Source organism: Achromobacter ruhlandii, assembly GCF_002082135.1.
Classification (GTDB): domain Bacteria; phylum Pseudomonadota; class Gammaproteobacteria; order Burkholderiales; family Burkholderiaceae_B; genus Achromobacter; species Achromobacter ruhlandii.
On sequence record NZ_CP017433.1, the window covers coordinates 4110832 to 4132466 of the forward strand.

Consider the following 21635-nt stretch of genomic DNA (forward strand, 5'->3'; position numbering starts at 1 on the left):
ATTCGGGAATCAGAAATCAATACAGGCGCGGGGGCAGTTGCTGGCTACGGATGCGCTTGTAGTGGCGCTTCACAGCGGCGGCGTGCTTGCGCTTGCGCTCGGCCGTGGGCTTCTCATAGAACTCGCGCGAGCGCAGTTCGGTGAGCAAACCGGTCTTTTCGATGGTGCGCTTGAAGCGACGCAGAGCGGCTTCAAACGGTTCGTTTTCCTTCAGTCGAACGATAGGCATAAAGTGATTGGCCTGCTTGTAGGGTAACAAAAGTTGATGACAAACCTGGCTTGCTTACCAGCAATGCCACGTGGTTCCGGACGGCGAACCGCCTGTAAGCTCAGGCCGCAGACTACGCACGCAACAATAGTAATCGCGCATGCTGTCCGGACCAAGAGTTCAAGAGCCCCGCGCACAGGATTCCCTGCCCGCCGACCCCTTCGCTTCCAGGCGCCAGCGCCAAGAGCCTTGCAGCGCTAAAGTCCTAAAATCGGCTGGCTCTAGGGCCGGCTGGCTGCTGACTGGCAAAAGTCTCCAGGGCCGGTTGCGTTACCCAAAGACTACCTAAAGAGTAACAAGCCAAGTTCGGTTTAGCGATAACCAGCGATTCTAGCATGGTCATGGCTATTTTGACTACCGGGGGAACAGTCTGGCACCCTGCCCTCGCACGATCGCGCCGCGCATGGGCGGCGGGGATCGCCAGACCATCCGTCCCCCTATGATTTCAGCCCTTCGAACCCTTGCGGATCCAGGCTTCCAGCTGGTGCGGACGCAGGCTGTCGTAATCCTCGAACGGCTGATGGATCCAGGGGTTGGTCGGCAGCTTGTCGACGTAATAATCGGGCTGCGCCTGAGAATGCCCCTTCCACCAAAGCACGGCGCTGCGCAATTCGGTGATGTCGGCGAACTGGCTCTTGAGGTGGTCGTACACCTTCATGAACGTCTTGCCGGTATCCACCATGTCGTCCACCAGCAACACCCGCCCGGACAGCGTGCCGCGCGTGATGGTGATGAACTGCGCGATATCCATATCGCCCTGCTTGGTGCCCGCGGCTTCGCGGTAGCTGCTGGTCGCCAGAATGCCCAACGGCACATCAAAAATACGGGACATAACGTCGCCAACGCGCATGCCGCCACGCGCCAGGCACAAAATCTTGTCGAACTCCCAACCGGACTGATGCACCTGCAAGGCCAGGCGCTCGATCAAGCGGTTGTAGTCGTCCCACGTCACCCACAGATGGCTATCGTCACTGGTTGGCGCGCTCATAGGCAAGGATCTCCTGCGTGAAAATACGAAAAGGCCGCCGCCGGTATGAGCCGGCGGCGGCCTTGCGAATGATAACCCGATGTCAGCCCTTCAGGGGATGACGCAGCACAATGGTTTCGTTGCGGTCGGGACCGGTGGACACCAGGTCGATCGGCACGCCGCAGACTTCGGCCACGCGCTCCAGGTAGCGACGGGCGGCCTCGGGCAGCTTGTCGTACTCGGTGATGCCGACGGTGGATTCGCTCCAGCCCGGCAGCTCTTCCAGCACCGGCTGGGCTTGCGCCACGGCATGGGCGCCGTAGGGCAGCACGTCGCGGAATTCACCGTTGACGCGGTAGCCGACGCCCAACTGGATGGTTTCCAGGCCGTCGAGCACGTCCAGCTTGGTGATGCACAGGCCGGTGATGCCGTTCAGGCGGACCGAGCGCTTGAGCGCGGCGCCGTCGAACCAGCCGCAGCGGCGCGGACGGCCGGTGACCGAGCCGAATTCCTTGCCGATGGTGGCCAGGCGGGTGCCGATCTCGTCGACCAGCTCCGTGGGGAACGGGCCCGAGCCGACGCGCGTGGTGTAGGCCTTGGTGATGCCCAGAACGTAGTCCAGCGACTGCGGACCGACGCCCGCGCCCGCCGAAGCGGCGCCGGCGACGCAGTTGCTGCTGGTGACGAACGGATAGGTGCCGTGATCGACGTCCAGCAACGCGCCCTGCGCGCCTTCGAACAGCAGGCGCTTGCCTTCCTGCTGCATGGTGAACAGCGTGCTGGAGACGTCCGCGACCATCGGGGCGATCGCCGGCGCCAGCGCCATGGCCTGATCACGCACTTCGTTGGCCGAAACGGCTTCGGCGCCCAGGTACTGGGTCAGCACGAAGTTGTGGTAGTCCAGCACTTCGGCGAGCTTTTCGTCGAACAACGCGGGGTTGAACAGATCCTGCACACGCAGCGCGCGGCGGGCGACCTTGTCTTCGTAGGCCGGGCCGATGCCGCGGCCGGTCGTGCCGATCTTGCCATCGCCCTTGCGCGCTTCGCGGGCCTTGTCGACGGCCACGTGGTACGGCAGGATCAGCGGGCAGATCTCGGAAATGCGCAGACGCGAGCGCACGTCCAGGCCGGCGGCCTCGAGCTCTTCGATTTCCTTGAGCAGGGCCTCCGGCGACAGCACCACGCCGTTGCCGATGAAGCAGGTGACGCCGGGATGCATGATGCCCGACGGGATCAGGCGAAGAATGGTCTTCTTGCCATTGATCCACAGCGTGTGGCCGGCGTTGTGGCCGCCCTGGAAGCGGACCACGCCCTGGACGGATTCCGCCAGCCAATCGACGATCTTACCCTTGCCCTCGTCACCCCACTGGGTGCCGATTACGACTACGTTCTTGCTCATGTTACGAATCAATATCGAGTTTCTCGGGAAATCCGGAAATCTCCCCGCGGCCCTCTCGTTGCCGAGAGGGAGTTAGTCACAGCGTTCTGACCGTCCAGGCGCCATCCTGCAGCGCCAGCTCGCGATCGCAAACGAATTCGTCCTGATCCTGCTCGTGACCGGGCAATACCTGAACGACGATTTCCCCTGACCGGCGCAGGCGGCGGACCGCCTCGACCAGGGCGGGGGCTTGCCCCCAGGGCGCGCGAACCGCACGCGCCCGTTCCGCCGGCGGCAAACCCGCCGCCAGCTTGCGTAAATCCAGACTGAAGCCGGTGGCCGGACGGGCGCGCCCGAACGCCAGGCTGACGTCGTCATAGCGGCCGCCGCGCACCAACGCGTCACGCCAGCCTTCGGCGTACAGCGCGAACTTGATGCCGGAGTGGTAGCCGTAGCCGTCCACATCCGCCAGGTCGACACCGAAGTCAACGTTCGGCTGGCCGTCCACCAGCACCTGCAGCGCATCCAGCGCGGCGACGACGCCAGGCAGCAGCGGCAGATCGTGGCGGGCCCGCTTCAGCACCTCGGGACCGCCGTAAAGCTTGGGCAGCAGCTGCAACGCCTTGAGCGTTTCAGCGCGCATGCCGGGGGTGCGCGCGGCCAGTTCGGTCAGGCCAGGCACGTCTTTCTCGCGCATCAGGCGGATGACATCCTGCGAGACCGCGGCAGCGGCCGGATCGGCTTCGACGATGCCGCGCAGCACGCCCGGATGGCACAACACCAGGCGCGGATTGCGCACGCCGGCAATGGCCACGGTTTCCAGCACCAGCTGGATGATCTCGAGGTCGGCCTCGAAACCGGCATGACCGTAGATTTCGGCGCCGATCTGCAGCAGCTCGCGGCTGGACAGCAGGTCCGCCGGGCGCGCATGCAGCACGTTGCCGCAGTAACACAGGCGGGTTACGCCAGCGCGGTTCAACAAGTGCGCGTCGATGCGCGTGACCTGGGGCGTCATGTCGGCACGCACGCCCAGCGTGCGGCCCGACAATTGATCCACCAGCTTGCAGGTACGCAGATCCAGATCGCTGCCGGTGCCGGACAGCAATGAATCGATGTATTCGACCAACGGCGGCGCGACCAGCTCGAAACCGTAAGTGCGGTACAGATCGAGAAGTTCGCGGCGCACTTCCTCGATGCGCCGGGCCTCTGCCGGGAGTACGTCGGCAAGGCTCTCGGGCAGCAACCAGTTACCCATGAATGTTTACCTGAATAACGCCTAGAGATGCGTGGGCGTCGCCCAAACGAAAAAGCGGCTGAGGGGGCGTAAGCCCGCTCAGCCGCTGCGGAATGTTTTCTAGCTTACGGGGTATTGTACATGGTTCAGCCGACAGCGCCAGCCGGGAAAGCCAGCGGCGCAACACCGTCCCCGATTGCCGAACCACCGCGGGCGACCCGGCCTGGCCGCCAGGAAAAAGCCCCTTGGCGCAGGCCAAGGGGCTTGGGATACCGCCTGCGGCGCCGCCTTATTTGGCGGGCACGGTCACCGGGGCCAGGGCCTGACCGGTAGGGTCCTTCATGAACTGGAAGAAGCTGGAACTGGGGTCCACCACCAGCACGTCGCCCGGCTTCGAGAACGAAGCGCGGTAGGCCTCCAGGCTCTTGTAGTACGTGTAGAACTGCGGGTTCTTGCCGTAGGCCTGCGAATAGATCGCGGCGGCCGCGGCATCGCCCTCGCCCATGATCGTCTGGGCCTTGGCATAGGCCTGGGCCACGATCACTTCACGTTGGCGGTCGGCTTCGGCGCGGATCTTCTCGCCCTCGGCGGCACCGATCGAGCGCAGCTCGTTGGCGACGCGGGTACGTTCGGCTTCCATGCGGCGATACACCGACTCCGAGATCTCGGGCGCGAACTCGATGCGGCGCAGACGCACGTCGACGATCTGCACGCCCAACGGCTCGGCGCGCTTGGCGACGTTGGTCAGGATTTCGGCCATGATCTTGTCGCGTTCGGTCGAGACCACGTCGCGAACCGTGCGCACGTTGACCGAGGCGTTGAGCGCATCGCGGATCAAGGCCTGCAGGCGCTCCTGCGCCACGCGCTCATTGCCGCCGGTCGACACGTAGTACTGGCGCGGATCGGCAATGCGCCACTTGACGTACGAATCGATCAGCAGGTTCTTCTTTTCGGAAGTCTGGATGCGCTCGGCTTCGTTGGTTTCGATGGTCAGGATGCGCTTGTCCAGCGTCACCACGTTCTGGAACGGCGGCGGCGCCTTGAAGTACAGGCCGGGCTCGTTGATGACCTTGCGCACTTCACCCAGTGAGAACACCAGGGCGTAGTCGCGCTCGCGCACCACGAACACGCAGGAAGAAAGGGCGGCCAGCACGATGAGCAGGCCGACCAGGATGGGCATAAGACGTTGCATGATCAAGAATCCTCCGGGTTAGCGCGACTGGCGGTCGCGGGGCAGCGCGTTGCTATTGCTGCTGCCGGAGGGTTGCGGGGCCGGCGCCACGTTGCCGCGGAGCGGCGTCTGGGCGGGCGGATTGATCAGGGTCGACGAACCGGCGCTGCCGGCCGTGGACTTGCTGGCGTCTTGCGCGGCCAGATGCATGATCTTGTCCAAGGGCAGGTACAACATGTTGTTGTTGCTCTTGGTGTCGACCATGACCTTGCTGGCACGGGTGAAGATCTCCTGCATGCTTTCGAGATACATGCGCTGGCGCATCACCTGCGGGGACTTCTCGTATTCGCCCAGGATGCTGGTGAAGCGCGCCGTATTACCCTGCGCGTCGCCCACCACCTTGGCGCGGTACCCTTCGGCCTGCTCGGTCATGCGCGAGGCCTGACCGCTGGCGAGCGGCACGACCTGGTTGGCATAGGCCTGGCCCTCGTTGATCTGGCGTTCGCGATCCTGGCCCGCCTTGACGGCATCGTCGAACGCGGCCTGCACCTGCTCGGGCGGCTGCACGTTCTGGATGGCGACGGTACTGACCTGCACACCGGTCTGGTAGCGGTCGAGGATCTGCTGCATCAGCGTCTGGACCTGGCTGGCGACGGCGGTACGGCCCTCGTACAGCACGAAGTCCATGGACTGCTTGCCCACCACTTCCCGCATGGCGGTTTCGGATGCCTGGCGCACGGAATCGTCAGGGTCGCGGGTCATGAAGAGGTAGTCCGGCGCGCCATCGGCACGCAGGCGGTACTGCACGACGAACTGCATGTCGACGATGTTCTCGTCCGTCGTGAGCATCAGCGCCTCGGGCAGCACCTTGTTGCGGGCGCCGCCACGGAAACCGACTTCGAACGTGCGCAGTTGCGACACGTTGACCATTTCATGGCTCTGGATGGGGTACGGCAGGCGCCACTGGAAGCCGGCTTGCGATGTGCTTTTGTATTTGCCGAACTGCGTGACAACCGCGACCTGGCCTTCCTGGACGATGTAGAAGCCGCTGGCCGCCCAGATGCCGACCGCGACCAGGGCGATCACTCCCAGTCCGATGCGGGCGCCGCGTGGCGACGGCGGCGTCATGCCGCCGCGATTGCCACCGGGGCGGTTGTTGCCCCCCCCGCCCTTGCGGCCGAACAACGATCCGATGCGATTATTGAAATCGCGCCAGACCTCGTCGAGGTCGGGCGGACCGTCTCCGTTGCCTTGGGGCCGCTTGGGCGGCGGCTCGGAGCCATTATTGTTTCCACGACCCCAGCCGGGGTCATTCAGATTGAAGAGTTTGATAATTCGCGGCATTGTTTCCCACAATCTGTCCGGTCTCCGCAATTGCCCCGCGCAACGCGTCCAAACCGGCGCGCTCGGTGGCGCTTACAAATACTCGCGCAATCGTACCATGGGCGTCGCGCTCCGCCCGGGGTTCCAGGCCAGCGCGGTCGATCTTGTTGTATACCAGAATGGTGGGAATCGCGGCGGCCCCGATTTCCGCCAACACCTTGTTGACCTCGAAGATCTGCTCGTCGCGCTGCGGACTGGCGGCGTCGACCACATGCAGCAGCAGGTCGGCATGCACGGTCTCTTCGAGCGTGGCGCGGAACGCCGCGATCAGGTCGTGAGGCAGGTCGCGGATGAAGCCAACGGTATCCGACACCACGACATTGCCCGCGCCTTCGATCCAGATACGGCGGGTGGTGGTGTCAAGCGTGGCGAACAACTGGTCCGCCGCGTAGGTGTCGGCGCGGGTCAAGGCGTTGAACAGCGTCGACTTGCCGGCGTTGGTATACCCCACCAGCGACACCGACAAGGCGCCGCCGCGAGCGCGCGCGCGCCGCTGCGTGACGCGCTGGCGCTCGACCCGGTCCAGCCGCTCGCGCAGCGTCTTGACCTTGGCGCCGATCATGCGGCGGTCCATTTCGAGCTGCGATTCGCCGGGGCCGCGCATGCCGATGCCGCCGCGCTGACGCTCCAGGTGGCTCCACATGCGGGTCAGGCGCGTGGCCAGGTGCTGCAACTGGGCCAGTTCGACTTGCAGCTTGCCTTCATGGCTCTTGGCGCGCAGCGCGAAGATGTCCAGGATCAACGCCACGCGATCCACCACGCGCAGGTTGAAGACCCGTTCCAGGTTGCGCTGCTGGGCCGGCGACAGCGGCTGGTCGAACAGCACGATGTCGGCCAGCAGCGCCTGCGCCATGCCCACGCCTTCGTCGGCCTTGCCGGAACCGATGAAGAACTTGGCGTCGGGCCGGTCGCGGCGGGCCGTGAGCGTGCCGACGATTTCCGCGCCGGCGCCCTTGGCCAGCATGGCGAATTCCTCCGCGTGGGCGGCGAAGTCGGGATCACCCAGATCCACGCTGATGATCAGTGCGCGCATACATGCACCATTTTGGAGCCAAAGCGAAAATGCCCGCCGACGTAGACCGTTCGGCGGGCAATAAAAGGTACTGCGGGAGCGAGATTACTCAGCAGGGACTTCCACCTGGAAATTCACGGCGCGCGCGGGAACGACGGTGGAAATGGCGTGCTTGTAGACCATTTGCGTGACCGTGTTACGCAGCAGCACCACGTATTGGTCGAAAGATTCGATTTGCCCTTGAAGCTTGATACCGTTCACCAGGTAGATCGACACCGGCACATGATCCTTGCGCAGCGTGTTCAGGAACGGATCTTGCAGAGTTTGCCCTTTATTGCTCATTGGCCAGGCTCCATTTGTTTGTTATTGAGTGGTGACGCGCTTTTTACAGGTGGGGCACGCCGAAACATGTACTCTACAGGGTTTTCCCGGCCCGTGCTACTTGTGTCGGATGCAAAAGATGACACCAGAGTTTTCCGCCGGAAAGGCCCTTCAGCTGGGGTTCAGACGACCTCGCCAAGCGCTTTCAGAAGCAGGTCGCACTGCGCGTCCGTGCCCACTGTAATACGCAGAAACTGGTCGATGCGCGGCAGGCGGAAATGGCGCACGATGATGCTGCGTTCGCGCAGGCCGGCCGCCAGTTCGCCGGCATCGCGCGACGGATGCCGGGCGAACACGAAGTTGGCGCTGGACGGCAGCACCTCGAAGCCCAGGGCCTGCAGGCCGGCGGCCATCCGACCGCGAGTCTGGATCACTGCCTGGCGGGTCTGTTCGAAATACTCGACGTCCTCGAGCGCGGCGACCGCGCCGGCCGAGGCCAGGCGATCCACGGGGTAGGAATTGAAGCTGTTCTTGACGCGCTCCAGGCCATCGATCAGTTCCGGACTGCCAACCGCGAAACCGACCCGCAGGCCTGCCAGGGAACGCGACTTGGACAGCGTCTGGATGACCAGCAGGTTGTCGTGGCGCTCGGTCAGCGCAATCACGGATTCGGCGCCGAAGTCGACATAGGCCTCGTCAACCACTACCACGGTGTCCGGATTGCCGGCCACGATGCGCTCGATTTCGGCCACGCTCAAGGCGCGGCCCGTGGGTGCGTTCGGATTGGGGAAGATGATGGCGCCCGCCTGGCCATGACGGCCCGGCAGGTAGTCTTCGACGTCGATGCGGAAATCTTCCGTCAGCGGCAGGGTCTCGTAATCGATACCGTACAGGCCGCAATAGACCGGATAGAAGCTGTAGGTGATGTCCGGAAAGCGCAGCGGACGCTCATGCTTGAGCAGGGCCAGGAAGGCATGCGCCAGCACTTCGTCCGAGCCATTGCCCACGAACACGCGGGCCGGCGCCACGCCGACGGCCGTCGCCACCGCCTGGCGCAGCCTGTCGGACGACGGATCGGGATAGAGCTTGAGCGTGTCGTCGCACGCCGCGCGGATCGCCTCGAGCACCTTGGGCGACGGCCCGTAGGGGTGCTCGTTGGTGTTCAGCTTGACCAGGTTCTGAAGCTTGGGCTGCTCGCCCGGCACATACGGACTGAGCGTCCCGACCACGGGACTCCAGAAACGGCTCATGGATCAGCTTTCCTGCGCGTAGGGGTTGTGCGAAGACTTGAATTCGATCCGCAGCGGCGTGCCGGCCAGATCGAAAGCGTTGCGGAAACGGGTTTCCAGGTAGCGGCGGTACGAATCGGGCACCGCGTCCAGCGCGTTGCCGTGGATCACCACCAAGGGGGGATTCTGCCCGCCCTGGTGCGCATAGCGCATCTTGGGACGGAAGATGCCCTTGCGGGGCGGCGGCTGCTGCTCGACGGCGGCCTGCAACTCGCGCGTCAGCTTGGGCGTGGACAGCTTGGCGAAGGCGGCGGCGTGGGCGGCATTGACCGACTTGAGCAGCGGCTTGATGCCCTGGCCGCGCAGGGCCGAAATGGTGTGCACGCGGGCGAACGACAGGAAGCGCAGCTTGCGCATGAATTCGCGTTCGATGCGTTCCTTTTCCTCGCCGTCCAGGCCATCCCACTTGTTGACGGCCACGACCACGGCGCGGCCGGTTTCCAGCACGAAGCCGGCGATGTGGGCGTCCTGTTCGGAGATTTCGGTCTGCGCGTCCAGCATCAGCAGCACGACGTTGCTGGCCTCGATGGCCTGCAGCGTCTTGATGACGGAGAACTTTTCCACCGCCTCGAACACCTTGCCGCGCTTGCGCAGGCCGGCGGTGTCGATCAGCGTGTAGCGGCGGCCATCGCGTTCGAAGTCGATCTCGATGGCGTCGCGGGTGGTGCCGGGCATGTCGAACGCGATCACGCGCTCTTCGCCCATCAGCGTGTTGATCAGCGTCGACTTGCCGACGTTGGGGCGGCCGACGATGGCCAGCTTGATGCGGTGGTCGTGCTCGCCCTCTTCGGCCGGTTCCTCTTCCTCGGCGGGCGGCCCGGCCAGGTCCTGCAGCGCGAGTTCGATCAGGTCGACGATGCCGTCGCCGTGCGCCGCCGAGATGGGATAGGGTTGCCCCAGACCCAGCTCGTGGAATTCGGCGATGGCGGCGCCCGCCCCCATGCCTTCGGCCTTGTTCACCGCGAGCAGCACGCGCTGCTGTCCCGACTTGCGCAGCAGCGTGGCGATCTCGTGGTCATGCGCGTTCAGGCCGGCGCGGGCGTCCACCAGGAACACCACCACGTCCGCCTCGGCGATGGCCTGCCGGGTCTGGCGGGCCATTTCCAGCAGGATGCCATCCTTGGCGACCGGCTCGAAACCGCCCGTGTCGATGACGATGAAGGGGATATCGCCCACCCTGCCCTCGCCGTAGTGGCGATCGCGGGTCAGGCCGGAAAAATCGGCCACCAGCGCGGCGCGCGATCGCGTCAGGCGATTGAAAAGGGTCGATTTCCCCACATTGGGGCGGCCGACCAGGGCAACGACAGGCTTGAAAGACACGGTGTAAGGCTTTGTTCTTGAGGGTTTAGTTGGTGCCGATCAGGACGAGATTGCCATTGCCCGTCTGGACCAGCACACCTTGGGAAGTCGTCTGCGGCGGCGACACGACAGCGCCACCCCCCACGGACAGGCGCGCCATCAGGCTGCCATCGCTGCGCGACAGGAAATGCACGTAACCGTCCAGGTCGCCGACGGCGAGCGCGCCGCCCAGCAGGGCCGGCGAGGTCAGCTGGCGGTTCTTCAGCGCGGCCTGCTTCCAGACGTTGCCGCCGTTGTCCAGCGCGAAGGCGTTGACCACGCTGTTCTGGTCGGCCGAGTAGGCGAAGCGCTGGTCCAGGGTCATGCCGCTGACGCTGGAGAAGTCCTTGGCCCAGATCGGACGGCCGCCGGCCGTGACGTCAAAGCATACGATACGCCCTTGGTAGGCCACCGCGCAAAGCAGGTTGCCCGCGATCTGCGGGGCGCCGACCACGTCGGTCAGGCGCTCCAGGTCGCTGGCGCCGCGCGGGGTGGCGACAGTGCCTTCCCATTGCACGTTGCCGCTGTCGGAGGCGATGGCCATCAGCTTGCCGCCCGGCAGGCCGGTGATGACAAGGCCTTCGGCCAGCACCATTTGAGCGGCGCTGCGCAGGGCCAGCGCCGGGCCGGGACGCTGCACGCTCCAGAGGCGCTCGCCGTTGTTGGCGTCGAAGGCCTGGATGCGGTAGTCGCCGCTGCGGACCACGACGATGCCGTAGCCCACCACCGGCGGGATATTGACGTCGCTGGTGGCGCGCACTTTCCACTTGACCTTGCCGCTATCGTCAAACGCGACCACGTCGCCGTCGGGCGAGGCCACCGCGGTGGTGGTGCCATCGCTGCCGGCGCCCGCCGTCAGCTTCACGCCCGCCTGCGACTTCCAGATGGGACGGCCGCTTTGCAGGTCGAACTTGCCGACCGAACCGTCGGGCGTGGCGGCGTAGACCGCGTTGTTCAGCACGGTGGGCGCGAAGCCCAGGCCGGAACCGCTGCCGATCGACGTCGACCAGACCTGGCGCACCGACATGCCGGCCTTGTATTCGGTCAGGGGAGCGGGGTCGTAACGGCCATCGTCATGGGAAAACAGGCCGCAGCCCCCCAGGGCCAGCAGGCCCGTCAGGCAAACCGCGCCACGCCACGTACGGCCAAAGGCAAATTTACGCATTCCAGTCACGCTCCGCTCAGGGCATCCAGTTTCAGTTGCACGACCTGGGTCAGCGGATTCGCCGTGCCCAGACCATCGATGGCGCTTTGCCATGCGGCACGCGCCTCATCGCGCTTGCCTTGCGCCGCGAGGATATCGCCACGGCGGTCGGCGAACAAGGCGGCGAAGGCGGCCGGCGCATTGTTCAGCTGCCCCAGGGCGGCGTCGTACTGCTTCTGGTCGAGCAGCAGGCCCGCCAGGCGCAGCCGGGCCACGGCCTGCATCGAGGGATTCTTGGACTGGCCGGCCAGCCATTCGAGCTGCTGGCGGGCGCCATCGACATCATTCTGGGCCTGCAGCGCCTGGGCCGCCACCAGCGCGCCACGGGCGGCGTAGCCGGTCGAACCGTACTGGTCGCGCAGCGTCGCCGCCGCGGCCTTGATGCGCACGGAGGAATCGGCGCCGCCCAGGCGGGCCGCGTCTTCGAGCGCTTCGAAATAACCCATGGCCTGGTTCGCCTTGTGCGATTGGTAGGCCTTGGCGCCCCACCAGCCGCCCCAGGCCAGCGCCACGGCCGCCACCAGCGCCGCCACCAGAGTGCCGTAGCGGGCCCACCACGCCTTGATCGCGTCGAGTTTTTCCTGTTCTTCCAGATCGTATGCCATGCTAACCCTTGAGATTCAATACGTCGGCCAAGCCCGCCAACGGGACTTGCTGCTGCGCGGCGTCGCCTTGGGCGTCGGCGCGCAGGAATTTGATGCTGGCGGTCTGCGAAGCCACTTCATCGGCGCCAAGGATAACCGCAACCCGGGCGCCGCTGGCGTCCGCGCGCTTGAATTGGGACTTGAAGCTGGCGGCGCCGGCATGCACCACCACCGCCAGGCCGGCGTCGCGCAGGTCTTCGCCGACCCGGGCGGCCAGGCGCTGCGCCGCTTCGCCCTGGTGCACGACATAGACCTCGCATTCGGCCGGCGCCTCGACCTGCACGCTCTGCTCCCACAGGTCCAGCAGGCGTTCCATGCCGATAGCGAAACCGACGGCCGGCGCGGGCTTGCCGCCCAGCAGTTCGATCAGGCCGTCGTAGCGGCCACCGCCGCACACCGTGCCCTGGGAGCCGAGGCGGTCGGTCACCCATTCGAAGACGGTCAGGTTGTAGTAGTCCAGCCCGCGCACCAGGCGCGGGTTGAGGCGGTATTCGATGCCGGCGTCGGTCAGGCGCTGGCACACGCCCTCGAAGTGCGCGCGCGATTCCTCGCCCAGGAAGTCGAACAGGCGCGGGGCGCTGTCGGCCATTTCCTGCATGGCGGGGTTCTTGGTGTCCAGCACGCGCAGCGGATTGGTATACAGGCGGCGCTTGCCATCCTCGTCGAGGATGTCGACGTGCTTTTCCAGGTGCGCGATCAGGGCGGCGCGGTGCGCGGCGCGCTCGGCCGGCTGGCCCAGCGAATTCAGTTCGAGGCGCACGTCGGTCAGGCCCAGCAGCTTCCACAGGCGGGCCAGCATGACGATCAGTTCGGCGTCCACGTCGGGACCGGCGAAACCCAGCGCCTCGACGTCGATCTGGTGGAACTGGCGGTAGCGGCCGCGCTGCGGGCGCTCGTGGCGGAACACCGGGCCGATCGAGTAGACGCGCTGCGGGCGGTCGTACAGCAGGTTGTGCTCGATCGAGGCGCGCACAATGCCGGCGGTCATCTCGGGCCGCATGGTCAGCGATTCGCCATTGAGCGCGTCGGTGAACGTGTACATCTCTTTTTCGACGATGTCGGTCACTTCGCCGATGCCGCGCGTGAACAGGCGCGTATGCTCAAGCACGGGCGTACGCACGTTGCGATAGCCGTAGCCGCGCAGCCAGCCGCGCACGATTTCCTCGAATTGCTCCCAGCGGGCGCTGGCCCCTGGCAACAGGTCATTCATGCCGCGGATGGCGGCGACTTTCTGGAAAGCTTGAGTCATCTTGATCATGCCGCCCCGCGCGCCGGCAAGCGCGCCTCGCGGCCACACCCTTTCTTTTAATGAGAGGCGAGCGCGCCGTAGCGACGCGCAACGTAGTCTTCAACGATGGCCTGGAATTCTTCGGCGATATGGTCGCCCTTCAGGGTGACCGTGCGCTCGCCGTCGACGAACACCGGCGCGGCCGGCACCTCGCCGGTGCCCGGCAGGCTGATGCCGATGTCCGCGTGGCGGCTTTCGCCAGGCCCGTTGACCACACAGCCCATGACCGCGACGTTCATGCTTTCGACGCCGGGGTACTGGGCGCGCCACACCGGCATCTGCCGGCGCAGGTAGGACTGGATGCTATCGGCCAGTTCCTGGAAGAACGTGCTGCTGGTGCGGCCGCAACCGGGGCAGGCCACCACCATGGGCGTGAACGCGCGCAGGCCCATGGTCTGCAGGATCTCCTGCGCCACCACGGCCTCGCGGCCGCGGTCGCCGCCCGGTTCCGGCGTCAGCGAGATGCGGATGGTGTCGCCGATGCCCTGCTGCAGCAGCACGGCCAGCGCGGCGGTCGAGGCGACGATGCCCTTGCTGCCCATGCCGGCTTCGGTCAGGCCCAGGTGCAGTGGATAATCGCAACGCGCCGACAGGTCGCGGTAGACCGCGATCAGGTCCTGCACGTGGCTGACCTTGCACGACAGGATGATGGCGTCGCGGCGCAGGCCGAGTTCCTCGGCGCGCTGGGCGTTGCTGATGGCGGACACCACCAGCGCGTCGCGCATCACCGCCTGCGCTTCCCAGGGCTGGGCGCGGCGGCTGTTTTCGTCCATCTTGCGCGCCATCAGCTCGTGATCCAGGCTGCCCCAGTTCACGCCGATGCGCACCGGCTTGTCGTAGCGGCACGCCACTTCGATCATCTGGGCGAAATTGTCGTCACGGCGCTTGCCGCCGCCCATGTTGCCGGGATTGATGCGGTACTTGGACAGCGCCTGGGCGCAGTCCGGGAATTGCGTCAGCAGCTTGTGGCCGTTGTAGTGGAAGTCGCCCACCAGCGGCACGTCCACGCCCATGCGGTCGAGCTGCTCGCGGATCGCCATGACTTCCTTGGCGGCTTCGGGCGTGTTGACGGTGATGCGCACCATCTCGGAGCCGGCCAGCGCCAATTCCTTGACCTGGATCGCCGTGGCGATGGCATCGGCGGTGTCGGTGTTGGTCATGGACTGGACCACCACCGGCGCGTCGCCGCCGATCATGACCGTGCGGTCGCCCCACTTCACCGCCACCGAACGCGTGGCGCGGCGGGGAGCCGCGCCCACGGCGGGCGGCGGCGCATCCTGGCAAGGCAGAGAGGAATCTTGCATCGGCGAAACCGGTATTTACTTGGACAGCTTGGGAAGCCAGTCGAACGCCAGCCACTGCTGCGGCAGCCAGCCCTGCCAGAAGGCATAGGCGACGCCGGCGGCAAGCACCAGCACGATGGCGATCAGCCAGCCCCAGGAGGTCGAGGACGCGCGATCATCGTCGGCGCCGGACTGGGGAATGGAATGGGCCGAATGCAGCGCTCCCGGACTCAGCTTGACCGGGCCGGTGACGCGGGCCTTGGGGTCGAGCGAATCAACGATCGCCTGCGAATCGGCGCCCAGCATGCGGGCGTAGTTGCGGATCAGGCCGCGCAGCGAGACGCCGGTGGGCAGATCGCCCCACTGTTCGTTCTCGAGGGCCTCGATCTGCTTGGCCGAAAACTTGATGCGGCTGGACACTTCGTCGAGCGACCAGCCCTTGGATTGGCGCAGCGTGCGCAACGCCGAGCCCACATTGCCCGAACCGCCCGCGCTCGCGGGCGTCTCTGAAACTGCAGAAGCGATATCCTGCGTCATGCATGCACCTGTCTAATTGGTATGGTCTGGCGCTGCGCGGCGTTCCGTTCGGTGATCCGGGTACGGTCGCGCACTTCTCCGGCCAGTTGACCACAAGCGGCATCGATATCGTCCCCCCGGGTCTTGCGCACCGTCGTGATGATGCCGGCGTCCATCAGGCGCTGGGCGAACACCTTGACGCGGGCCGAAGGCGAACGCTTCAGGCCGGACGCGGGGAAGGGATTGAACGGGATCAGATTGAGCTTGCAGCGGATCTGGCGTGCAATGTGTATCAATTCCTTGGCATGCTGGTCGGTATCGTTGATGCCATCCAGCATGCAGTATTCAAACGTGATGAAGTCGCGCGGCGCGAAAGCCAGGTAGCGTTCGCACGCGGCCAGCAACTCCTTCAACGGGTATTTCTTGTTCAGCGGCACCAGCTCGTCGCGCAGCGCATCGTTGGGCGCATGCAGCGACACGGCCAGCGCCACCGGACAGTCCTGAGACAGGCGGTCCATCATGGGCACCACGCCCGACGTGGACACGGTGACGCGGCGACGCGACAGGCCATAGGCGTTGTCGTCGAGCATCAGGCGCAGGGCCGGCAGCACCTGGTCGTAGTTGAGCAGGGGCTCGCCCATGCCCATCATGACCACGTTGCTGATGACGCGGGTGTCTTCGGTGGCGCGGGCGCCTTCCAGGCGCGCGGTGCCGACGTCGGCTTCCAGCACGCGCTTGGCCCACCACAGCTGGCCGATGATCTCGCTGGTCTTGAGGTTGCGGTTGAACCCCTGGTGGCCGGTCGAGCAGAAACGGCAGTTCACCACGCAGCCCGCCTGGCTGGAGATGCACAGCGTGCCGCGGTCGTCCTCGGGGATGAAGACGGTTTCGATGGCGTTGCCCTGCCCCACGTCGAACAGCCACTTGCGGGTGCCATCCGACGAGCGCTGCTCGGTGTTGACCGCCAGCGCCTCGATGACGCAACGGGACGCCAGCTGGCCGCGGAAATCGCGAGCCAGGTCGGTCATGGCGTCGAACGAATCGGCGCCGCGCTGGTGCATCCAGCGCTGCAACTGGCGGGCGCGAAACGGCTTGCCGCCCCACTGCCCGACAAGTTCGGACAGGGCGGAGCCATCCAGCCCCAACAGGTTGATTCGTTCGACGGATTCCATGACCAGGGTATTGCTATGACGCTAAAGAAATTTCCGGGAAATCAACGGCTGTGGATGTTGATTTCGGGGAAGAAGAAAGCCACTTCGACAGCGGCCGTTTCCGGCGCGTCCGAGCCGTGCACGGCGTTGGCGTCGATGCTGTCGGCGAAGTCGGCGCGGATGGTGCCCGGGGCGGCCTTCTTGGGATCGGTGGCGCCCATCAGGTCGCGGTTCTTCTGGATGGCATCTTCGCCTTCCAGCACTTGCACGAACACGGGGCCCGAGACCATGAAGTCAACCAGGTCCTTGAAGAAGGGGCGCTCTTTGTGGACGGCGTAGAAACGCTCGGCGTCGGCGCGCGACAGCTGGGCCAGGCGGGCGGCGATGACCTTCAGGCCGGCTTGCTCGAAGCGGGCGACGATCTGGCCGATGACGTTCTTGGCGACGGCGTCGGGCTTGATGATCGAGAGAGTGCGTTGGACGGACATGAGAACTCCAAAAACGGATACTGACTGGTTTCTATGATTGCCTGGCGTGGCCTGCGCTTGTTGGTGTCACCCTTCAAGCGGCAGCGCGCCATGGGCGCGCAAGCGACTCGGACCCGCTGCGTCACAACAGCGTGTTCCGGGCCGTCCCGGCCGCCTGTGCCAAGGCGGGGATTCGACACTGACAACCCTTCGGAGTGATCCCGCATTGAATGTTCGCTCGGTTCATTGTGCTGAAATCCTCAGCGTTTTTTCAATGAACTTTTGGCGAAATCCCAATGAATTCAGGGACTTCTAAAAGGTTTACAGTAACCCGGTATTCTAACACGCCGATACGACCGCATTACATCTTAAAATGAGCGGTTTGCTTGCCCGTTTCCATCGACCGGGCGCCCTGTCTGCCGGAACCCTGTAATGACTCAAGCCGCTCCCCCGAACGCCGCGTCCGCCGCGACCGACTCCCCGGAACTCTCCAAGAGTTTCGAACCCGCCGAACTCGAATCCCGCTGGTACGCCGAGTGGGAAAAGCGCGGCTACTTCGCCGCGGGGTCGCACGTAAAAACGGGGACCGAAGGCCAGCCTTACGTCATCCAGTTCCCGCCGCCCAACGTGACGGGCACCCTGCACATGGGCCATGCGTTCAACCAGACCATCATGGATGGCCTGATCCGCTACCACCGCATGCTGGGCGACGACACCGTCTTCATTCCGGGGACGGACCACGCCGGCATCGCCACGCAGATCGTGGTTGAAAGACAGCTCGACGCGCAGAAGGTTTCGCGCCACGACCTCGGCCGCGAGAAATTCGTCGAGAAAGTGTGGGAATGGAAGGAAAAGTCGGGCAACGCCATCACCGGCCAGGTGCGCCGCCTGGGCGCCTCGGCCGACTGGCCGCGCGAATACTTCACCATGGACGACCGCATGTCGCGCGGCGTGGTGGAGACCTTCGTGCGCCTGCATAAACAGGGCCTGATCTACCGCGGCAAGCGCCTGGTCAACTGGGATCCCAAGCTGCTGACGGCCGTGTCCGACCTGGAAGTCCAGTCGGAAGAGACCGACGGCCACATGTGGCACATCCTCTACCCCTTCGTCGACGGTCCGCAGACCATCGTCGACAAGGACGGCCAGACGGTCACCCTGCGCGGCATGACCATCGCCACCACCCGCCCCGAGACCATGCTGGCCGACGGCGCGCTGTGCGTGCACCCTGAAGACCCGCGCTACAAGCACCTGGTCGGCAAGGAAGTCGAACTGCCGCTGTGCGACCGCAACATCCCCATCATCGCGGATGACTTCGTCGACCCCGAATTCGGCACCGGTTGCGTCAAGATCACCGGCGCGCACGACTTCAACGACTATGCCTGCGCGATGCGCCACGACCTGCCGCTGATCGTGATCTTCACGCTCGACGCGCACATCAACGAGAACGGCCCCAAGCAATTCCAGGGCATGGAGCGCTACGAAGCCCGCAAGGCCGTGGTCGCCCAGCTGGAAGCCGAGGGCTACCTGGTCAAGGTCGAGCCGCACAAGATGATGCAGCCCAAGGGCGACCGCACCGGCGTCGTGCTCGAGCCCATGCTGACCGACCAGTGGTTCGTCGCCATGAGCAAGCCGGCCCCCGAGGGCACGCTCAACCCGGGCAAGAGCATCACCGAAGTGGCGCTGGAAGTCGTGGCCGACGGCCGCATCCAGTTCTACCCGGACAACTGGACCACCATCTACAACCAGTGGCTCAACAACATCCAGGACTGGTGCATTTCGCGCCAGCTGTGGTGGGGCCACCAGATTCCCGCCTGGTACTCGGATGACGGCCAGGTGTTCGTCGCGCACGACGAAGCCGAAGCCATCCAGCAGGCCCGCGCCGCCGGCGTCACCGGCGAACTCAAGCGCGATCCGGACGTGCTCGACACGTGGTTCTCGTCGGGCCTGGTGCCCTTCACCACGCTCGGCTGGCCCGACAAGACGGCCGACCTGGAGCGCTACCTGCCGTCCAGCGTGCTGGTCACCGGTTTCGACATCATCTTCTTCTGGGTCGCGCGCATGGTCATGCTGACCACGCACCTGACCGGCCAGATCCCGTTCAAGCACGTCTACGTGCACGGCCTGATCCGCGACGCCGACGGCCAGAAGATGAGCAAGTCCAAGGGCAACACGCTCGACCCGGTCGACCTGATCGACGGTATCGACCTGGACGGCCTGGTGACCAAGCGCACCTACGGCCTGATGAACCCCAAGCAGGCCGGCGCCATCGAGAAGGCCACGCGCCGCCAGTACCCGGATGGCATCCCCGCCTTCGGCACCGACGCGCTGCGCTTCACCATGGCCGCCTACGCGACCCTGGGCCGCAACATCAACTTCGACCTGAAGCGCTGCGAGGGCTATCGCAACTTCTGCAACAAGCTCTGGAACGCCACCCGTTTCGTGCTGATGAACACCGAAGGCCACGACCTGACCGGTCCGGACGCGGGCGAAACCTCGTTCGTCGACCGCTGGATCGTCAGCCAGCTGCAGGCGCTGGAAGCCGACGTGGCGCGCGGCTTTGCCGACTACCGCTTCGACAACATCGCCAATGCGCTGTACCGCTACGTCTGGGACGAATACTGCGACTGGTACCTGGAACTGGCCAAGGTGCAGATCCAGACCGGCACGCCGGCCCAGCAGCTGGGCACGCGCCGCACGCTGATCCGCGTGCTCGAAGGCGTGCTGCGCCTGGCCCACCCGATCATTCCGTTCATCACGGAAGAACTGTGGCAGAAGGTCTCGGTGGTCGCCGGCAAGCGCCAGCAAGGCGTGGCCGACAGCGTCAGCGTGCAGCCCTACCCGCAGGCCAACCCGGCCGCCGTGGACACCGCCGCCGAAGCCGACGTGGCCGAACTGAAGGCCCAGGTCGAGGCCGTGCGCGCCCTGCGCGGCGAGATGAATCTGTCGCCGGCGCAGAAAGTGCCGCTGTGCGCCCAGGGCGACGCGCCCACGCTGACGCGCAACGCCCCCTACCTGGCCGCGCTGGCCAAGCTCAGCCAGGTCGATGTGCTGGACACCCTGCCCGACGCTGGCGCGCCGGTGCAGGTGGTGGGCACCAGCCGGCTGATGCTGCACGTCGAGATCGACGTGGCTGCCGAGCGCGTGCGCCTGGACAAGGAAATCGCCCGCCTGGAAGGCGAGATCGCCAAGGCCAACGGCAAGCTGTCCAACGCCAGTTTCGTCGAACGCGCTCCGGCCGCCGTGGTCGAGCAGGAAAGGGCCCGCGTGGCGCAATTCGGCGAGACGCTGCGGACGGTGCGCGAACAGCGCGGCAAGCTGGGCAACTGATCGCCTGACCCGCCGCGCGCGCAAAGCCCCGGACCCGCCCGGGGCTTTTTTTCGCGGGTATCTTGCCGATGCCTGCCGCGTCCGCGGATGGGGCGCCGGCCTACACGCCGCCGTCCGTCATGCGGTACCACGTGACCACCGCATTGACGTACAGGCGCCGCAGCCCATAAAGCGGGAACGACTTCACCGGCGACAGCGGCACCGGCAGCGCCTGTGCGTCGCCGCTGACGAGGTACTGCGCCATGGCGCGACCCATGCTGGTCTGCAGGCCCACGCCGCGCCCCTGGCAGCCGATATCCACCAGCAGGCCGGGCTGCGGCTCGTGCAGGTGCGGCAGATAGTCGCGGGTGATGGCCACGCGGCCGCACCAGCGGTACTCGAACGGCGTGCCGGCCACCTGCGGGAACATCTTCACCATCACCCGTTCCAGGTGGGCCCAGTCCTGCGGCCCCTTGGGCTCTCGGAACGGCCCGCGCCCGCCCATCAGCAGGCGGCCCTGGTGGTCCAGCCGGAAATAGAGCAGCAAATTGCGGGTATCGGAGGTGACCTGCCCTTCCGGAAAGATGCCTGCGCGCAGGCGCTCCGGCAGCGGCGCGGTGGCGACCTGGAAGGTATTGGCGTCGATGATCGAGGTCTTCAGGCCCGGCAGCAGATCGGCGCCGTAGGCGTTGGTGCACATCACCACGCGGTCGGCAGTCACGCCGGCGCCGCCGGCGGTCGTGGCGGTCCACTTGCCGCCGTCGCGCTTGAGCCCGGTGACGGGCGTGTCGGTATGAATCACCGCCCCCGCATTCAGGGCGGCCCGCGCCAGGCCGCGCGCATAGCTCAGCGGCTGCACCGCGCCCGCGCGCCGGTCGATCCAGCCGCCCAGATAACGATCGGTGCCGATCAGGCGCGCCACCTGCGCCTTGTCCAGCGGCTGCGCGTCGGCGCCGTGGCGCGCCCATTGCGCGGCGCGGGCGTGCGCCAGTTCCAGCGCCGCGGGGGTGTGGGCGCCCTGGATCCAGCCGCTGCGCACGTGCGGCACGTCCATCGCGTGCCGCTCGATCAGGTTGAACACCGAATCGGCGGTGGCGCCGGCGAAGCGCACCAGGCGTTCACCGCGCTCGCCGCCGAACATCGAGACCAGCGCATCGGGATCGTACTTGAGGCCCGGAATGACCTGCCCCCCGTTGCGCCCTGAACCGCCGAAACCGATCTCGCGCGCCTCCAGCACCACCACCCGCACGCCCTGCTCGGCCAGGTGCAGCGCGGTGCTCAGGCCGGCATAGCCACCGCCCACTACCAGCACGTCGGCCTGCGCGGACTGCGTCAGCGGCTGCGTGTCCGGCGGCGGCGCCGCGGTGGCGGCCCAGAGCGACGGGGAAAGCGGAAACGGCGTCTGCGACATGATG

Annotated in this window: 19 protein-coding genes; 1 reads left to right on the forward strand and 18 read right to left on the reverse strand. The window is 65.9% G+C overall.

Annotated features, from left to right (window positions below):
- Positions 1-16: 16 nt before the first annotated feature.
- The 17 genes from rpsU to ndk all read right to left on the reverse strand — a co-directional run bounded on the left by rpsU (position 17) and on the right by ndk (position 16935).
- Positions 17-229, reverse strand: a complete 213-nt coding sequence (rpsU, locus tag AruCF_RS18500) for a 30S ribosomal protein S21 (RefSeq protein WP_006218592.1) — start codon at positions 227-229, stop codon at positions 17-19.
- 484 nt (positions 230-713) lie between these two features.
- Complete coding sequence (locus AruCF_RS18505; protein ID WP_006387865.1) at positions 714-1256, reverse strand: phosphoribosyltransferase; 543 nt, start codon at positions 1254-1256, stop codon at positions 714-716.
- Positions 1257-1338: 82 nt separating this feature from the next.
- Positions 1339-2634, reverse strand: a complete 1296-nt coding sequence (locus tag AruCF_RS18510) for an adenylosuccinate synthase (protein ID WP_049075168.1) — start codon at positions 2632-2634, stop codon at positions 1339-1341.
- Positions 2635-2710: 76 nt separating this feature from the next.
- Positions 2711-3868: an ATP phosphoribosyltransferase regulatory subunit gene (locus AruCF_RS18515; protein ID WP_049075169.1), complete on the reverse strand. Its 1158-nt coding sequence runs from the start codon at positions 3866-3868 to the stop codon at positions 2711-2713.
- Between the two features lie 268 nt (positions 3869-4136).
- Positions 4137-5039 carry a protease modulator HflC gene (gene hflC / locus AruCF_RS18520; protein ID WP_049075172.1) on the reverse strand — a complete coding sequence of 301 codons (903 nt, stop codon included), beginning with the start codon at positions 5037-5039 and terminating at the stop codon, positions 4137-4139.
- A gap of 18 nt (positions 5040-5057) precedes the next feature.
- Positions 5058-6362, reverse strand: coding sequence for an FtsH protease activity modulator HflK (hflK, locus tag AruCF_RS18525; RefSeq protein WP_049075178.1), 1305 nt, complete (start codon positions 6360-6362; stop codon positions 5058-5060).
- Positions 6328-7434, reverse strand: coding sequence for a GTPase HflX (gene hflX, locus AruCF_RS18530; protein WP_049075180.1), 1107 nt, complete (start codon positions 7432-7434; stop codon positions 6328-6330). The genes hflK and hflX overlap by 35 nt, the downstream gene beginning before the upstream one ends.
- An 84-nt stretch (positions 7435-7518) precedes the next feature.
- Positions 7519-7755 carry an RNA chaperone Hfq gene (gene hfq / locus AruCF_RS18535; protein WP_006218585.1) on the reverse strand — a complete coding sequence of 79 codons (237 nt, stop codon included), beginning with the start codon at positions 7753-7755 and terminating at the stop codon, positions 7519-7521.
- A 161-nt stretch (positions 7756-7916) separates the two neighbouring features.
- Positions 7917-8984: a histidinol-phosphate transaminase gene (hisC, locus tag AruCF_RS18540; protein ID WP_049075182.1), complete on the reverse strand. Its 1068-nt coding sequence runs from the start codon at positions 8982-8984 to the stop codon at positions 7917-7919.
- A gap of 3 nt (positions 8985-8987) precedes the next feature.
- Positions 8988-10343: a ribosome biogenesis GTPase Der gene (der, locus tag AruCF_RS18545; RefSeq protein ID WP_049075183.1), complete on the reverse strand. Its 1356-nt coding sequence runs from the start codon at positions 10341-10343 to the stop codon at positions 8988-8990.
- A gap of 25 nt (positions 10344-10368) precedes the next feature.
- A complete protein-coding gene (gene bamB, locus AruCF_RS18550; protein ID WP_049075185.1) occupies positions 10369-11526 on the reverse strand; it encodes an outer membrane protein assembly factor BamB in 1158 nt (385 codons plus the stop codon).
- Positions 11527-11531: 5 nt separating this feature from the next.
- Complete coding sequence (locus AruCF_RS18555) at positions 11532-12170, reverse strand: YfgM family protein (RefSeq protein ID WP_049075186.1); 639 nt, start codon at positions 12168-12170, stop codon at positions 11532-11534.
- A gap of 1 nt (position 12171) precedes the next feature.
- Entirely contained in the window at positions 12172-13458 is a 1287-nt protein-coding gene (gene hisS / locus AruCF_RS18560; protein ID WP_100508805.1) for a histidine--tRNA ligase, read from the reverse strand.
- Positions 13459-13514: 56 nt separating this feature from the next.
- Complete coding sequence (gene ispG, locus AruCF_RS18565) at positions 13515-14801, reverse strand: flavodoxin-dependent (E)-4-hydroxy-3-methylbut-2-enyl-diphosphate synthase (RefSeq protein ID WP_049075188.1); 1287 nt, start codon at positions 14799-14801, stop codon at positions 13515-13517.
- Positions 14802-14816: 15 nt separating this feature from the next.
- The gene (locus AruCF_RS18570; RefSeq protein ID WP_024068348.1) at positions 14817-15317 is read right to left on the reverse strand and encodes a helix-turn-helix domain-containing protein; all 501 of its coding nucleotides are present in this window, start codon (positions 15315-15317) and stop codon (positions 14817-14819) included.
- A complete protein-coding gene (rlmN, locus tag AruCF_RS18575; protein ID WP_049075192.1) occupies positions 15314-16468 on the reverse strand; it encodes a dual-specificity RNA methyltransferase RlmN in 1155 nt (384 codons plus the stop codon). Before rlmN ends, AruCF_RS18570 begins: the two co-directional genes overlap by 4 nt.
- A gap of 41 nt (positions 16469-16509) precedes the next feature.
- Positions 16510-16935 (reverse strand): nucleoside-diphosphate kinase, encoded by a 426-nt coding sequence (ndk, locus tag AruCF_RS18580; RefSeq protein WP_006387851.1) that lies wholly within the window; start codon positions 16933-16935, stop codon positions 16510-16512.
- A 411-nt stretch (positions 16936-17346) separates the two neighbouring features.
- Between ndk and AruCF_RS18585 the strand changes: the two genes are divergently transcribed.
- Positions 17347-20241 carry a valine--tRNA ligase gene (locus tag AruCF_RS18585; RefSeq protein ID WP_049075194.1) on the forward strand — a complete coding sequence of 965 codons (2895 nt, stop codon included), beginning with the start codon at positions 17347-17349 and terminating at the stop codon, positions 20239-20241.
- A 100-nt stretch (positions 20242-20341) separates the two neighbouring features.
- Here AruCF_RS18585 and AruCF_RS18590 read toward each other — a convergent pair whose 3' ends face one another.
- Positions 20342-21631: an NAD(P)/FAD-dependent oxidoreductase gene (locus AruCF_RS18590; protein WP_049075195.1), complete on the reverse strand. Its 1290-nt coding sequence runs from the start codon at positions 21629-21631 to the stop codon at positions 20342-20344.
- Between the last annotated feature and the right edge of the window lie 4 nt (positions 21632-21635).

Bases quoted from the DNA above. Each gene is read 5' to 3' on its own strand.
- bamB (WP_049075185.1), bottom strand. From the start codon at position 11,526: ATGCGTAAATTTGCCTTTGGCCGTACGTGGCGTGGCGCGGTTTGCCTG.
- hflC (WP_049075172.1), bottom strand. From the start codon at position 5,039: ATGCAACGTCTTATGCCCATCCTGGTCGGCCTGCTCATCGTGCTGGCC.
- AruCF_RS18570 (WP_024068348.1), bottom strand. From the start codon at position 15,317: ATGACGCAGGATATCGCTTCTGCAGTTTCAGAGACGCCCGCGAGCGCG.
- AruCF_RS18505 (WP_006387865.1), bottom strand. From the start codon at position 1,256: ATGAGCGCGCCAACCAGTGACGATAGCCATCTGTGGGTGACGTGGGAC.
- hisS (WP_100508805.1), bottom strand. From the start codon at position 13,458: ATGACTCAAGCTTTCCAGAAAGTCGCCGCCATCCGCGGCATGAATGAC.
- AruCF_RS18585 (WP_049075194.1), top strand. From the start codon at position 17,347: ATGACTCAAGCCGCTCCCCCGAACGCCGCGTCCGCCGCGACCGACTCC.
- hflX (WP_049075180.1), bottom strand. From the start codon at position 7,434: ATGCGCGCACTGATCATCAGCGTGGATCTGGGTGATCCCGACTTCGCC.
- hisC (WP_049075182.1), bottom strand. From the start codon at position 8,984: ATGAGCCGTTTCTGGAGTCCCGTGGTCGGGACGCTCAGTCCGTATGTG.
- AruCF_RS18515 (WP_049075169.1), bottom strand. From the start codon at position 3,868: ATGGGTAACTGGTTGCTGCCCGAGAGCCTTGCCGACGTACTCCCGGCA.
- AruCF_RS18510 (WP_049075168.1), bottom strand. From the start codon at position 2,634: ATGAGCAAGAACGTAGTCGTAATCGGCACCCAGTGGGGTGACGAGGGC.
- rpsU (WP_006218592.1), bottom strand. From the start codon at position 229: ATGCCTATCGTTCGACTGAAGGAAAACGAACCGTTTGAAGCCGCTCTG.
- hfq (WP_006218585.1), bottom strand. From the start codon at position 7,755: ATGAGCAATAAAGGGCAAACTCTGCAAGATCCGTTCCTGAACACGCTG.
- ispG (WP_049075188.1), bottom strand. From the start codon at position 14,801: ATGCAAGATTCCTCTCTGCCTTGCCAGGATGCGCCGCCGCCCGCCGTG.
- AruCF_RS18555 (WP_049075186.1), bottom strand. From the start codon at position 12,170: ATGGCATACGATCTGGAAGAACAGGAAAAACTCGACGCGATCAAGGCG.
- ndk (WP_006387851.1), bottom strand. From the start codon at position 16,935: ATGTCCGTCCAACGCACTCTCTCGATCATCAAGCCCGACGCCGTCGCC.
- AruCF_RS18590 (WP_049075195.1), bottom strand. From the start codon at position 21,631: ATGTCGCAGACGCCGTTTCCGCTTTCCCCGTCGCTCTGGGCCGCCACC.
- rlmN (WP_049075192.1), bottom strand. From the start codon at position 16,468: ATGGAATCCGTCGAACGAATCAACCTGTTGGGGCTGGATGGCTCCGCC.
- hflK (WP_049075178.1), bottom strand. From the start codon at position 6,362: ATGCCGCGAATTATCAAACTCTTCAATCTGAATGACCCCGGCTGGGGT.